Genomic DNA, 14,743 nt, shown 5'->3' with positions numbered 1-14,743 from the left:
GTCACTATGCTCATGCGTATTCAGTTATCGATTCGAAATCTGTATAGGCATAAACATAATCATCATCCCACCCGTTTCACATATTTGTTGTTTATTGTATTCGCTGGACTAACATCCGTCAAGATAATTTTAACTGAATTGTTATTTAATTCATGCCATTAAACTTTTCAATTCTCGCTACATACTTAATGATGTAGGCTCTGTTTGTTTTTCTCTAACAACAAGACGTCTGTGTGCTATCAGAAGAAAAGGTACTCCCAGGGCAGTCGTCAGTGCAATCGGTAGAAAAACAGCGAGCCCATTCTCCGCTCCAAATTGACTTAGCAACACCCCTCCCATGACAGGTGCAATGACACTACCGATATTATTGAAGCCGATGGTACCGAAATACGTCCCTTTCCATTCCGGCTTTGCAATCCGGTCAATGAGCATATCCATCATGGTGAACAACAACACTTCCCCAATGGTAAATAGTATGACACTCATCATCATCATGAGTACACCTTCAGCGATTCCGACCATCATAAGACTGGTTGCAACCAGCAGGTTACCCACAATCAGAGGAACAAGCGGTGGAAAGTTTCGGAAGGTTCGCACAAGCGGATACTGAATAATCAGTACCGTCACGGCATTCAGGGAAAGCATGTACGAGAACATCTGACTTCCATTTTCAAAGATCGGGCTCCTCGCCAAGTACTGTGCCAACGTAGAACTAAAGTGCCCGTAACCCAGAACACAAAATGTGGTACCGATTAATACTGGCAGAAACACCCGGTCGCGACCGGTGGTTATGAGTGCTTCACGCAAACGTGGTGCGGTTGCCTGATGACGCTCTGGCAGATTGGCATGCTGTAGCTTGAATTGCAGAAATAATACAAGTCCATAGGCTATGTATATCAATCCGGAAATCACAAATGGGAACGTTGATTCAGATGATCCCAGCTGAAATCCGATAATTGGCCCAAAGACCACACCAAGATTAACTGCAGCATATCTGAGGTTGAACACCAGCAATTTGTTCTCCGGAGAAGTAATATCCGATAACAGCGCTCTGGAGGTGGGCTCAAATACTGCGCGGCATAATCCGTTTAACGTATTGGCAACAAAGAACACCCATAGATGCTCTGCTGCTGAAAAGATAAAAAACACACCTGCCCAGCTAAATACCGAGATTAACATCACGATTTTGCGACCGATCCGGTCCGAAATATAACCTCCATAAAAGCTGACCATAACACCTGCCAGCGAGCTAACGGCCACAGTAATACCGGTCTGGGTCGGTGTAGCATCTAACACACGTGTCAGATAGATGGATAGAAACGGGATACTCATGGACGTCACAAGACGTCCAAACATGGTTCCGATAATGATCGTCCATGCCAAGGGGTGAATTTGCCTTAAATATTGCTTCATGCGAACTTCTCCTATTCTTTCTAGATGCTTCAAATGCGGACTTTTTGAACAACCTCTACTAATGTATAATTGTAAGGATAAAAGGGGGAAAGAAAAGTGTAAACATATGATCACACTTTTCACCTTTAATAGAGGAGTCATGACCATGGATACCCTACATACACACTTTATAAGGCTCGCCGGCGCTGAACAACTTTCATTCAAACTTCATGAACCTGTAGCGGTAACGATCGATAGCCTGTCCGCTGCCTTGTGCTGCACCCCTCGTAATGTGAAATTCATTCTCAGAAAATTGGAGGAACAAGGCTTTATCCATTGGCAGCCTGGGCGTGGTCGTGGACATCATTCGGAGTTAACGATGCTGCGTAGCATGAATGAAGCGTTGGAAGCGAGTTTTACCGAACTTTTGGGTAAAGGCAAAATGAAAGATGCCATTGAACTCATCGGAACCGTTCAGATGGATGATACATTGCGAGAACAGCTCATGCTCTCCCTTCATCAACAGATGGGATTTCACGGCCACGATGAAACTGCCTCTGGTCAGGATATCCTGCGCATCATGAGGTCACGCCAGTTAGGTGATTTGGACCCAGCCTTTGTTTATACTGCATTTGAAACCTACCTATTAAGCCAGGTCTGTAATACGTTGATCACCTATGACGCCAAGACAGAATCATTCCTGCCAGCACTGGCGCACATGTGGGAGTGTAGCGAGGACCATCGCTTATGGACCTTCTATCTCCGGAAAGGTGTACGTTTCCACAACGGACGTATCATGACGTCCCGGGATGTTCAAGCGACATTGCAACGATTGATTGATGTACATAGTCCCTCCATCTGGTTATATCGGGATATCGAACGTGCGGAAGTAGCTGGTGATTACTGTATCAAGTTTGTTCTACATCGTCCTAACCGGTTTTTCTTGCATCTGTTCAGTTGTATTCGGATGACAATCCTGCCCTACGATTACAATGTAGCCAATACATTGATAGGTACCGGTCCTTTTCAGATCTCTGAGCTGAATGAAGATGTGCTGGAGCTTACCGCTTTTGATGCGTACTACGGCATCCGGCCACATCTGGATCAAGTGCATTTTTGGTTTGTGCCTGACCTGAGTCCAAATGATCGCTATTATGAGCTACCGGGTACAGATCGATTAAGTCTGGCAACAGGCTGTGATCAGACCAACAGTATCAATTATCCGGCGCTGGGTTGTCAGTATATGCTGTTCAATTTTCACAAGGAAGGCATCCATCATCATCCCTTATTTCGACAAGCCCTGCGTATCGTCTATGATTCGGTCGCACTTGTAAGAGATCTCGGCGGGAATCGGATCACACCGGCCAGCAGCTTTCTGCCTTGGAGAAGTGCAGCCCAAGACTGGACCGCTGCCTCTCTTGAGCATGCTCGTGAATTGCTGCATAACTGTGGGTACCAGGGTGAGACGGTAACATTATCGTATAAGCATAATAAGGATGCAGACGTTGCGGAGTGGTTCCAGTGTCGGGCAGCGTCCATCGGAATGAACATCAGCATGCAGGCCGTTGTGGATTATTTCAACTCAGAGGAAACCACAAACGCACAATTGATTCTGGCTGAAGAGATACTGGAGGAAGATTGGCAGTACGGCATGATTCATTTTTTCAAAAACCTGTCCAACCATTTTCATATGTGTATGTCTCCTGCATTCCAGTCTCTATTGGATGACAAACTGGATCATTTTGCAAAGCTTCATCGGGCAGACCGTACTGCGCTCCTGGATGAAGCTGAAGCCTTGCTACGTGATCACTGCTGGATCTTGCATGGATGTCACATGAACAAGCAGGCTGAACTGGATCAGAGCATCTTTGGCATGCAGATCGCAGAATTCGGATATATGGACATCTCCAAATTGTGGATCAAAAATCCTTAGAGATTTGTGCATAAAAAAGATGCTAGCTTATTTATGATAAGCTAGCATCTTTTGCTCATGAATCCATTTTCAGGACACTCAGAGATTATTTTTGATGTAATAGGTCTCCAATGCTTGCATAATGGACTCGATTTTGATCGGTTTGCTGACATACGCATCCATGCCTGCCTTCAAGCAGTTTTCCATGTCTCCTCTTACGGCATTTGCAGTTACCGCAATAATGAATGGACAACTCTCGGGGGGCAAAGCATTTTTAATCGCTTTTGTCGCTTCGAATCCATTAAGCCTTGGCATATGCACATCCATGAAGACAATATCATATGAAGTGTGTTTGACCGCCTCGACTGCCTCAACACCGTCCGCCACATGATCCACGAAGTGCCCTTTTTTCTCAACGATTCTGCTAAGGACGAGTTGATTCACCTCATTGTCTTCTGCAATTAAAATCCGTAAGGCTGATGTTCTGCTCTTCTTCTGCTGTTGATCCAACCTGTTGCTCTCTTCACCGTTATTTAATTTAAATTGGGCGGTAAATATAAATATTGCACCCGGTTCATCCGACTCCTCGATCCAGATCTCACCCTGCATAAGCTCCACCAGTTTCTTACTAATGGCAAGGCCAAGACCGGTACCTTGAGGTTTGCGGGTCATAAAATTCTCCAGTTGGTAGAAAGGTTCAAATAATTGTTGTTTCCTCTCGGCCGGAATGCCAATGCCCGAATCTTTTACCTGAAAATAAAGCTGCACGTTATTGCCGCACTGCTCCTTAACTCCCACTTTAACTTCCACTCCGCCTTCTGAAGTGAATTTGACCGCGTTACCGATGATATTGGTAAGTACCTGTTTAAGACGATAAGCATCACCATACACCGGAGTTGGAATAACATCTTCTACGCACATGCGAACATCCAGCTTCTTTTCACGAGCGAGTGGTTTTACGATTTGCACCGTCTCGGTCACGATCTCTACGAGATCAAAAGGATCTTCTACCAGATCGGTTTTGCCTGATTCGATTTTGGAAAAATCAAGAATATCATTAATGATGGCCAGCAAGGAATCTCCACTCTTCTGGATGATTTCGATATATTCCTTTTGTTCCCCGCTAAGTCCAGGAGTATCCAAAAGCAAATCCGTCATCCCAATTACACCGTTCATAGGTGTGCGGATTTCATGACTCATCATCGCCAAAAATTCACTTTTGGCCTTATTCATTCTCTCCGCTGTCTCTTTGGCTACCAGCAGTTTTTTCTGCTCCGTAATATCCTTCGCAATCAGGTAAAACCCGACATTGGATGTATTAATAATGATTGGAGCAAGCGTAGCCAAGACCTCTGTCTCAGATCCATTCGTGTGCCGAACAGCGTTGATCTCCTTTTCAGCCATCTCATAGTTACTGCCCAGAATCAGACCCAGATTACTGGCTCCGATAAATCTGCTTATGCTTGTACCGATCATTTCAGCCACGGGACAACCCGTCATTTTCACCGCTACTGGATTTGCATTCATAATATTACCATCCATGTTAAACGAGATAATGGCGTCATGATTGTATTTCTTAAGCGAAGTGTATCGCTCCACAGATTCCTGCAATTTAAATTCGATGCGCTTGCGTTCAGTGATATCCTGTAGTGTTCCGTTCAGCTGAACTGGCTGACCATGCTCATCAAGCGTAATTAATCCACGCAAGTGAAGATACTTCTCATTCCCATCAGAGCTGATGTGTTTGTATTCAAAATCGAGCGGTTCACCCTGTTTTACCCCTGCAATATGTTTTTGTAAAGAGGTTATATCTTCGGCATCCATAACATCAAAAACATCACTTATCCGATATGGTTTGCAGGTGCGTTCAAGTTCAAAAATCTCAAAGATCTGATCTGAAAATGTAATATGGTCTAAGACCATATCCCATTCCCAACTACCAATCAAGGCGATACGTTCAGCCTCTGCACTGATATCCTTTTGTTTTTTTCGCTCTGATATATCTCGTCCAATTGTAAAAATCTGCTGTTCATGCTCCGCATCACCAAAGACCTTGTATGTGGTTTCAAACCAAAGATAATGCCCGTCTTTATGGCGGACTCTAATATTCAACAGATTACCTTTAGTCAAATCCATCTGTGAGATCCGTTCCAGATCTTGTGGGTGAAAGGAAGAATTATTGTTTTGGCCAATGACTTCTTCCGGGGAATAACCTAATATTTGTTGGACTGACGATGAGCAGAACCGACAAACTCCCTCTGCATCGGCAATATAGATGATCTCCTGAGCATGATCCGTAATAAGTTTGAACATTTCTTCACGATGAAGAAGTTTTTGTTCAGACAGTTTACGATTGGAAATATCAACAATATGGCAAACGGAATAAAGAGGTTCATCCGTAATTTCACTTCGAACCAAGGAAACATGTATTGAACACCATAAGATGTCACCATTTTTATTAATGTAACGTTTTTCGTATTGATTTTCTTTTGATTTACCTTCAAATAGCTCATAACTACAGATCATATCTTGTGAGAAATCATCCGGATGTGTAATATCCTGATACGTGAGATCCATTAATTCATCACTTGTATAACCTAGCATACAACAAAAAGCAGGGTTCACTTTCATCCATTGCCCTGTTGGAGCAACGAGTGCAATCCCAATAGGCGCTTGGTTATAGATCTGCTCGAACAATTCATGATGATCGACCTTTTGAACCTGCATTGTAAGTTCTCCTTTTGGCATAGACTCCATGTAAAGTTTGTCGAAATCTAAAATTTTTACTGATATAAGATGTTCTATAAGAATTAGTCAGTTTTAAAACAACAGTACCTGCTTAATACCCAGAATTTCAACCGTTGAAACAAATCTTTTTAAGAAATTTGTGTCTTTAAACCAAACAAGGCCCGGAATCCATCCACATGGAATCCCGAACTTTGTCATTATATATCATTATGAGTCATATGCAACACGGAATCATTAGAAAAATGGGTTAGCGCTCGCGACCAATAAGATAATCCAATAAATGTCTCAGAAATGGAATAGGTTTCGGCATCTCGTTCAATGCATCTGTAGCAAGACAATAATGCTCCCACATCGCTTTCTTCGCGCCTTCATCACCCAGAATAGACACAAAGGTTGAATTGTTGTTCCGCTCATCCTGACCTGCAGGTTTCCCAAGAATGAGGTGATTCCCCTCGAAATCCAGCAAGTCGTCCTTGATCTGGAAGGCGATCCCCGCATGATAAGCGAACTTTTTCAGCGCAGCCATCTCCGGTTCCTTCACTTGGGCAAGTATCGATGGCATGACCAGGGCAGCTTCGAAGGCAATGCCAGTTTTGTAAAAACAGATCATGTTCAACTGCTCCAGCGTCAATGCCTTGCCTTTGGAGTTCAGATCCATGGCCTGCCCCATACACATATCCTCTGCTTTTTCAGCCGAATACTGAATGAGTCTGAGTACGGTCGCCGCATCAAAGCGATCCAATGAGGATTGCTCTCCAATCGCCTTCTGAATGAGAAACAGACCCGTAAGCTCTGCTGTAGCGCTATTGTGTACATGATGCAGCGTTGAACGTCCACGTCTTGTCGAAGCATTATCCTGCGTAGGCAGATCATCAAAGATCAGGGAAGCGGTATGCATGTACTCCAATGATCTTAGCAGCGGAACGATGGATGATTCATGAAGACCATACTCGCGCACGCCCATAACCCAAGTTAATATCGGACGTAACCTTTTTCCGTCGCCTTGCAAACTGTAATTGGCTGCATCGATCAGCGTTTCTTTCATCTCATGAAGGCCACCGGGCTTCGCAATCTGCAACTCCACATTAATCTGTTCGCGAACCGTTCGAATGGTCTGTTTGAACTCCTCTTTCTCCTGCTTGTCATTTTTCAATTGAAGCACAACCTGATCCCGTAACAATTTATCAAGGAAATCAACGTCATCTGCTTTTCGCACCATCTGTTGAACCAGTTGATTGAATTCAGGCTGCCCAGAGGCAAAGATCGTCATCACTTCATCATATTTCTGCTGCCCCAACCGTTCTTTACAGCGCTTCAGACCGTTAATGGCACGATCTAGTATGACCTCGCGGGTCTTGGCGTCTGAGTTATATACTTCATGGATTAGATGAGAGATGACTGCCCAATACAATTCATATGGATTGATCAAGTCGGGACGCAAATCTCGATACTTCAAATAGTACGTATACGGAGTTACTGCCCCTTCTTCCATATCGTCAAACATATCGGCAAAATCATCGGCCAACTGATTATATATTCCGTAATAGAACGTCCGTAGATCAAATCCTTCATCCACTGGCGCACTGAGAACAGACCGGACGATTAATCGGGAAGAAGAAGATTTGACAATAATCGGAATGTACAATTCTTCATTCGTATAATTCGCATTGGCTAATTTCTTGTTGCGATCGATCTCCTGAGACTGAAAGAACACATAGGATTGCTCTAAGAACGTGCGCTGTTTCTCTGGATGCTGGTAGTTCTTGATGTACTCAAATGCTTCCCGAAGCTCGGAATGTACATATTCAATCACTTCAAGGTTGCTGCCTTTCCAATCCCCCAGATCAGGGACGACCCCGGTAAGAAGTGCATCGCGTATCATCAGGGAATATTGTTCTTTTTCATGAACAGTCAAAGCTTGAGAATCCAGCAGATCATCCACAAATGGATATGTCAAACCGTACGAATAACCAAGTCGGATCGCCGCATCAAATCTCCGGGCGCGTTCTTCAGGTAGCGTCTGCTCATTCATCTCATCGTCCACATGAAGGACCACGCCAAGAATGATCTTGATGAGCTTCCGCTGCGCCTGCTCTGCATCCAGCTCCTTCGGGATGTTGGATGCTACATTCTTTAATTTGTTCATCACCCAGATGACAGCTGTTTCAATGTGCTCCTTCTGTCCCCAACGGTACAACGCAGCCAGACTGATATAATCAGGCTGTCCTTTTCGCCCAGTAGCTGAGCCCATAAAGTATTTTTTAGTATTCTGGACAACGTTCTGAATTCGGGCCTGCGTACCCGGAGAATCAAGGGCTTGCCCCAGATCTCGCATATAAATATAGGAGATACTCCGATCCAGGTAATCATCCAGCTTTCCTGTCGTATTCAGCCAGTGGATATATCTATGAACATCCCGAGGATCCGGTTTTCTTTTGCTAGGTGATAAAAGAGAAATCCAGGCAAAACGATGAATATGTTTCTTTTGCCATACATGAATATCTTGGGTAAGTGCTGTGGTATACGTATTATCCATAAGTTGCTGCCTAAGAGAAGTAAAATACTGAGATGCTTTCTGCTCAGCTAGCCGATATCCTGCATCAGCCTGTTCTGTAAGTACGTTATTCATAGGGTGGATACCTCAAATTCTATTAATGTTAAACATGTATCCATGAAAGGAGATGAGGTGCTCCATGGACGAAAACTGAACTCATTTGATCGTGTATCCAACGCTTCAGCTCATGTTCATAACCTTTATACGGCGATCCAACCGTTTGGTTACGAAATCGTCATTGTTCATTTCTACATACGTGATTTTACAGAATGGAAGACCAGACTTTGACCGCTGTGATGGCGATAAGTACGATTAATGCATATCGAAGTACCCTCACATTGATCATTGAACTAACCCGTGAACCAAGGGATGCTCCAAGCAGACTGCCGATCACCGTATAGATGATGGGTTCCATCGGAATGTCTCCACCCGTAATTTTCCCTATAACGCCGCCGATTGCGGAGATAAATACAATCGCCAGTGAAGAAGCAATCGTCGTTCGTACGGGGATATTGAGAATCGTCAGCATGATAGGAATAAGGATAAAGGCACCACCCGCACCAACAATTCCTGATACAATACCTACTGCAAAAGCCGTGCCTGCTGCAATCCATCGGTTAAACACCAGTGGAGCTGAGGTATCAAGCTTTCCCTTTCCGGGAATCAGCATAAGCACAATCGCCATGATCGCCAGAATGCCATAGATCAGATTAATAATCCTTCCGTCCAGATGACCGGATATGAACCCGCCGATCAGACTGCCAGCAAGAATGCTGGAGCCCATGTACAGCACCAATCCGCGGTGAACGATCGCCCCACCACTTCTACCCGTTTTTACTTTTCTCCGGAATGCAATCACACCAGCAAGTGAAGCGAAAAACACTTGAAACATACTAATCGACGATACCTGATGTGCTGAGAACGGCTCCAATCCCACCCAGGATGGAACATATAACAGTAGCGGATAATTGATAATGGCCCCACCAATACCCAACAAACCGGAGAAGAATGAACCGACCAGACCCAGTATAAACATGATGACAAAAAGCAGAAGATCCATCGGTTATGCGCTTCCTTTCGTGCAATATAAATCTCATTTCGATATCACTCAAAAGTGCTATACACAGCGAATATTATCCGTTATAATAAAAACCAAGTAAATTAATCCGAAATGAGTGATTAAGCATGTTTAACGTGTTGAAGACTCTTTTTGAAAATAAATGTCCACAGTGCAATGAAAAATTACAAGTTCATAACGATGCGTTATGTTCAACCAAAACTTGTTCTCAATGTCATTACAAAGAAGAGAGTTATGGCTCTCTCGGAGTTCGAATTGTATATGACACACCACAAAATGATAAAAAGATACAACCTTGCTAATTGTATCACGATCTCTGAAATTTCGGGATGATTCGACAAACTTATTTCCATCTCACATGCTACGATTACTTTATAATGAAAATACAAAAACGGTACAAAACGAATTAATCGTTCTGCACCGTTTTTTTTCTGTTTTTTTGAGATGAGTTCTCTTAATTTTAGAAGGTTATTTTATTTGGTTTTGAAGCTGAGGAATCCATCATCTACGGCTACGGTTGTTCCGTTCACTGCGCTTGCTGCATCACTGAACAGGAATGTAACCACACTGGCTACTTTCTCTGGTTGAATGAGCTCTCCACGCATATGTTGAGTAGCAAGCGCATCCTTCATGGCTTGGTCATCACCCAGAATCGGTGTTTCGATAAAGCCAGGTGCTACACCAACTACACGAATTCCATGCTCAGCAAGTTCCAATGCACCGGATTTGGACATCATAACAACAGCAGCCTTGGCTGCATTGTAGTTGAAGCTACCTACTGCAGCAACACTTCCATAGATCGAAGCTGTATTTACAATAGTACCTTGTACATTTAATTCAACCATTTTTTTCGCGCCATAATACATACCGTAGTATACACTGTGCTGATCTACATCAATAACTCTGTGATAGGATTCCGGGTCCATCTCCAGAAATGGCTTCACAAGTCCAATGCCTGCGTTATTGAAAATACCGCTTAACGTACCATATTGCTCTACGGTCCAATCGATCAGGGCTTTGATCTCGTCCCCTTTGGATACATCCACTTTGTACGCGCCCGCTGTTCCGCCTGCTGCTTCAATCTCTGCCGCAAGCTTCTTGGCTCCGTCTTCATTATAGTCAGCGACAACAATAGTCGCACCTTGATTCGAAAGTTGAAGTGCTGTTTCTTTACCAATACCACTGGCTCCACCTGTAATAATGATTACTTTTCCATTGTGTTGAGTCATGACTCAGCTCTCCTTTGGCAAAATATATTTAAGGGCAGTCCAAAACTTATAGTAAGTAACTATATTTTATTAATTTATATACTTATCATACGCCTCTGTCCCAACCTTGTCAAACCATAGATCAGCTTCACATAAATATGAGATAAATGTCATATACATCTCCTATTTACATGATATAGTCTAGCTCCTGTGATTTTAAATATGCATGAGTTTTCGGATAATAAAAAAGCGAGCATAACGGTAATTCAATCATTCCGATATCTCGCCCTTATAAAATATGAGAATTTCAAACTGTGTTGTCTTCCATATTGAAAATTAATTCAACTTATTCACCCTGAAGTCCGCTAAGCGGATCTTTCAAATTATTGATATTGGTGATCAGTTCAGGAATGCCTGTCTTCTCCCAATTTTCTGCCGTAAAACCTTGCTCTGCAATTGTATTCTCGAAATTGTTCACGACTTCTGTTAATTGCGTATTATAACTGACCAGATTCTCATGAATGCTCTCTCCTATTGCAGGTGCAGTCAACTGAGAAAATTCACTTGCTTCTGCTTGGATCAGATCGATTTTCTCCTGAATCTGCGTTGTAATCTCCGGATTATTCACCGCACCCGATGCGAGCTCTTGCAGATCAGCCCCGGCGTTTGATACCTGTTCTATATAATCAGTAGCCCCACTCACATAATTTAAACTTTGATTAGCTTGTTCCACGACAGAACATGCCGAAATCAAAAGAATACTTGATGCAATAAGGCCTGTCATCATTAATGTGTTCTTTCTTTTTCTTATAAACATGATCATCTCCCCTTCTCCTAATCGGAATCCTTGTTCCAAGTCCATAATACCTGTTCAGACTACTTCATTGCAAATGGGTCTGCAGCCAACGTTATTAACATGTATAATAGTAAAATCACACGGTAAAGGGATGTCATGATTATGCTTCAAGCTTTGAACCAACGCTTGAACCGCATCATGCCACTGATTACCCCAATCAGCATTATTATTGGCGTGTTATGCGGGAGTTTTCTTTCTTCTTATACCTTTTTATCTCCTTGGCTTTTTGCGTTCATGACGTTCGCTGGAAGTATCAGTCTTGGGATACGGGATTTTGTGAACGTGCTGAAAAAGCCGTTCCCCCTGTTTGTATGTCTGTTTATTTTGCATTTGGCGATGCCTCTAATTGCTCTTGGTATGGGTCATCTGGTTTTCCCTACAGATGCGTACACCATAACGGGCCTTGTTCTGGCAGCCGTGATTCCGACAGGAATAAGCAGCTTCATCTGGGTCAGTATCTATCGGGGCAATATCGCACTTACGCTATCCATCATCCTGATTGATACCATGCTTGCTCCTTTTGTAGTGCCCGGGGTGTTATCCCTGTTAATCGGAACCAGTGTCACACTGGACACAGCAGCCATGATGAGCAGTCTGTTCTGGATGATTGTTGTACCATCCCTGCTCGGTATGCTGCTGAATGAGTGGACCAAAGGCGGCATTGTCCCGGTCTGGGGACCAAGGTTGAATCCGTTATCCAAATTGTTCATGGCATCTGTCGTTGCGATTAACGGATCTGTCGTTGCGCCCTACTTGGCTGATTTCAACTGGAAGTTGGCTGGTCTTGCGGTCATCATTATTTTCCTGGCATCATTCGGTTATGCGCTAAGTTACTTCATCGCCCGATTGCTAGGCTGGAACGAGGCCGATCAGGTCGCTCTGGTGTTCAATGGGGGCATGCGTAATATCAGTGCTGGCGCAGTACTCGCTGTTTCTTATTTTCCGCCACCTGTTGCTGTCCCCGTCGTGCTTGGCATGGTATTTCAACAGATGCTCGCTTCCCTGACAGGTTATCTGCTCGGTCGTCGATCGCAGCTTCTGCAAAAGTCGGATAAGACATCCGCTGCCTAACAAAATATTGGATAAAAAAACGCCGACATGATTGTCGGCGTTTTGATTTGTGTTGCTATTATTACTATTATTGCTACGATACTGCTACGTTTCGTAAACCTAGTAATTTGTTTGTGAAAATATTGCTGTTAAACCTGTAGCAACGATAAGAATGTAGATTTACCAATGCTTGTCCACAATAGAAAAAACCATCAACGAGTGATGGTTTTACTCTAATCATTTTCAGAAATCTGTTGCTGCTCATGATGCCTTTATGCTTATTTCGGTTGAATATATCCTTCGGCTTTAAGCAGTTCTGCGATCAGAACCGCACCACCTGCCGCTCCGCGGAGCGTGTTGTGGGACAATCCAACGAATTTGTAATCATAGAGTGAATCTTCGCGCAGTCGGCCTGTGGAGACACCCATTCCGCGTTCGATGTCACGATCCAGTTTTGTCTGTGGTCTGTTCTCTTCTTCAAAATACGTAATGAACTGTTTTGGTGCACTTGGCAGAACCAGTTCCTGTGGACGACCTTTGAACTGCAACCAACGCTCCAAAATTTCGTCTTTACTTGGTTTTTTCTCGAAGTTTACAAACACAGTAGCCAGATGTCCATCCGTTACCGGTACACGAATACATTGTGTTGTAATTAATGGAGCCGATGCTTTGACGATCTCATTATTTTCGATGCTACCCCAGATTCGTAGTGGTTCCTGCTCACTCTTCTCTTCTTCGCCACCGATGTATGGAATGACATTATCAAGCATATCAGGCCAGTCCGTAAAGTTTTTACCTGCTCCGGAGATTGCTTGATACGTGGAAGCCACGACCTGAGTCGGGTTGAACTCACGCAAGGCGTGCAGTGCAGGCACATAGCTCTGAATCGAGCAGTTTGGCTTTACAGCAATGAATCCGGTTTTTGTGCCCAGACGTTTGCGTTGAGCTTCAATCACGTCCAGATGTCCCGGGTTAATCTCAGGGATTACCATTGGTACATCTGCTGTCCAGCGGTGAGCCGAGTTGTTGGACACGACAGGTGTGCCTGTTCTAGCATAAGCTTCTTCGAGTGCTTGAATTTCATTCTTTTTCATATCAACCGCGCAGAAAATAAAATCAACCTGGCTGGCAAAAGCCTCAACTTGGGAAGCATCCTGAACAACGATTTTTTTCACAGCTTCCGGAATAGGAACTGCGAGTTTCCATCTGCCTTGTACGGATTCTTCATATGTTTTACCTGCCGAATTGGCGCTTGCAGAAATAGCTGTTACTTCAAACCATGGATGTTGATCAAGCAGGTCCACAAAACGCTGACCCACCATTCCCGTTCCTCCGACGATACCAACTTTCAATTTTGCTGACATTCAATCATCATTTCCTTTCGGTTTAAGTGATTCTTCTCTTCAAATCAATTTCATAACTCACTAAAAACGTATTATGAAATTGACTTCCTAATTAACACTATTCAGGCAATTCCAAAGCATGTAGTCACACCCCGGAAAAACCAAAAAATCCCATCCCCAAGACAATAGTCTCAGGGACGAGATTGAACTCTCGTGGTACCACCCAGATTCGCCAATATGTCACCATATCCGCCTCTTCAAGTAAAGGTTTACAACCATGTTGAAAGCTGTAGACCGTTCATACTCTAGCTCTGTAACAGGAGCTCCTGTCACACCATCCCTTAAATGCTAAGTTCCGATGTGCTGCTCTGAGTCTTTATTCAATAAAAAGTTCTTTGCTCCTTTTCAGCTACCGGAGCTCTCTTTGAAAGAATGATTTTTATCTACTCGTCTCTTCGTCGCATTTGATATTGCGATTATAATATCAAAATTACTGTGATGAAGTAAACACATTTTTTTAGATCATGGAATTTATATGTTTCCAGCGGAGCTGAACCATTCAATTACCGCAAGAAAAATTTCAGCTACATGCGGTCAATCTT

9 protein-coding genes and 1 other annotated feature are annotated in these 14,743 nt (G+C 43.5%); of the genes, 2 read left to right on the top strand and 7 right to left on the bottom strand.

The genetic code is table 11. The annotated features are described in order from the left end of the window. Positions 1-177: 177 nt before the first annotated feature. Complete coding sequence (locus tag CXK86_RS15380; protein ID WP_127545778.1) at positions 178-1,413, bottom strand: MDR family MFS transporter; 1,236 nt, start codon at positions 1,411-1,413, stop codon at positions 178-180. A 145-nt stretch (positions 1,414-1,558) separates the two neighbouring features. Here CXK86_RS15380 and CXK86_RS15375 point away from each other — a divergent pair, with 145 nt between their 5' ends. Next, complete coding sequence (locus tag CXK86_RS15375; RefSeq protein WP_101314013.1) at positions 1,559-3,325, top strand: ABC transporter substrate-binding protein; 1,767 nt, start codon at positions 1,559-1,561, stop codon at positions 3,323-3,325. Positions 3,326-3,403: 78 nt separating this feature from the next. Here CXK86_RS15375 and CXK86_RS15370 read toward each other — a convergent pair whose 3' ends face one another. The 5 genes from CXK86_RS15370 to CXK86_RS15345 all read right to left on the bottom strand — a co-directional run bounded on the left by CXK86_RS15370 (position 3,404) and on the right by CXK86_RS15345 (position 11,709). Next, entirely contained in the window at positions 3,404-6,031 is a 2,628-nt protein-coding gene (locus CXK86_RS15370) for a PAS domain S-box protein (RefSeq protein ID WP_180361774.1), read from the bottom strand. Between the two features lie 268 nt (positions 6,032-6,299). Then, positions 6,300-7,031, bottom strand: coding sequence for a polyprenyl synthetase family protein (locus CXK86_RS33025; RefSeq protein ID WP_373888068.1), 732 nt, complete (start codon positions 7,029-7,031; stop codon positions 6,300-6,302). Positions 7,032-8,868: 1,837 nt separating this feature from the next. After that, a complete protein-coding gene (locus CXK86_RS15360) occupies positions 8,869-9,666 on the bottom strand; it encodes a sulfite exporter TauE/SafE family protein (protein ID WP_101314010.1) in 798 nt (265 codons plus the stop codon). 491 nt (positions 9,667-10,157) lie between these two features. Continuing rightward, a complete protein-coding gene (locus CXK86_RS15350) occupies positions 10,158-10,913 on the bottom strand; it encodes an SDR family NAD(P)-dependent oxidoreductase (protein ID WP_101314009.1) in 756 nt (251 codons plus the stop codon). A gap of 325 nt (positions 10,914-11,238) precedes the next feature. Then, positions 11,239-11,709 carry a DUF6376 family protein gene (locus CXK86_RS15345; RefSeq protein WP_143781208.1) on the bottom strand — a complete coding sequence of 157 codons (471 nt, stop codon included), beginning with the start codon at positions 11,707-11,709 and terminating at the stop codon, positions 11,239-11,241. A 141-nt stretch (positions 11,710-11,850) separates the two neighbouring features. On the opposite strand from CXK86_RS15345, the gene CXK86_RS15340 reads away from it, so the two are divergent. Further along, positions 11,851-12,819, top strand: a complete 969-nt coding sequence (locus tag CXK86_RS15340; RefSeq protein WP_036670738.1) for a bile acid:sodium symporter family protein — start codon at positions 11,851-11,853, stop codon at positions 12,817-12,819. Positions 12,820-13,076: 257 nt separating this feature from the next. On the opposite strand, the gene asd is transcribed toward CXK86_RS15340, so the two are convergent. Then, on the bottom strand, positions 13,077-14,162 hold the full coding sequence (gene asd, locus CXK86_RS15335; RefSeq protein WP_101314008.1) for an aspartate-semialdehyde dehydrogenase: 1,086 nt from the start codon (positions 14,160-14,162) through the stop codon (positions 13,077-13,079). A gap of 169 nt (positions 14,163-14,331) precedes the next feature. Beyond that, positions 14,332-14,609: a binding site (T-box leader), on the bottom strand. Between the last annotated feature and the right edge of the window lie 134 nt (positions 14,610-14,743).

This window comes from Paenibacillus sp. BGI2013, assembly GCF_002843485.1.
Classification (GTDB): Bacteria; Bacillota; Bacilli; order Paenibacillales; family Paenibacillaceae; genus Paenibacillus; species Paenibacillus amylolyticus.
This window is presented reverse-complemented; position numbering and strand designations above follow the sequence as displayed.

Bases quoted from the DNA above. Each gene is read 5' to 3' on its own strand.
- CXK86_RS15375 (WP_101314013.1), top strand. From the start codon at position 1,559: ATGGATACCCTACATACACACTTTATAAGGCTCGCCGGCGCTGAACAA.
- CXK86_RS15350 (WP_101314009.1), bottom strand. From the start codon at position 10,913: ATGACTCAACACAATGGAAAAGTAATCATTATTACAGGTGGAGCCAGT.
- asd (WP_101314008.1), bottom strand. From the start codon at position 14,162: ATGTCAGCAAAATTGAAAGTTGGTATCGTCGGAGGAACGGGAATGGTG.
- CXK86_RS15340 (WP_036670738.1), top strand. From the start codon at position 11,851: ATGCTTCAAGCTTTGAACCAACGCTTGAACCGCATCATGCCACTGATT.
- CXK86_RS15370 (WP_180361774.1), bottom strand. From the start codon at position 6,031: ATGCAGGTTCAAAAGGTCGATCATCATGAATTGTTCGAGCAGATCTAT.
- CXK86_RS15345 (WP_143781208.1), bottom strand. From the start codon at position 11,709: ATGTTTATAAGAAAAAGAAAGAACACATTAATGATGACAGGCCTTATT.
- CXK86_RS15380 (WP_127545778.1), bottom strand. From the start codon at position 1,413: ATGAAGCAATATTTAAGGCAAATTCACCCCTTGGCATGGACGATCATT.
- CXK86_RS15360 (WP_101314010.1), bottom strand. From the start codon at position 9,666: ATGGATCTTCTGCTTTTTGTCATCATGTTTATACTGGGTCTGGTCGGT.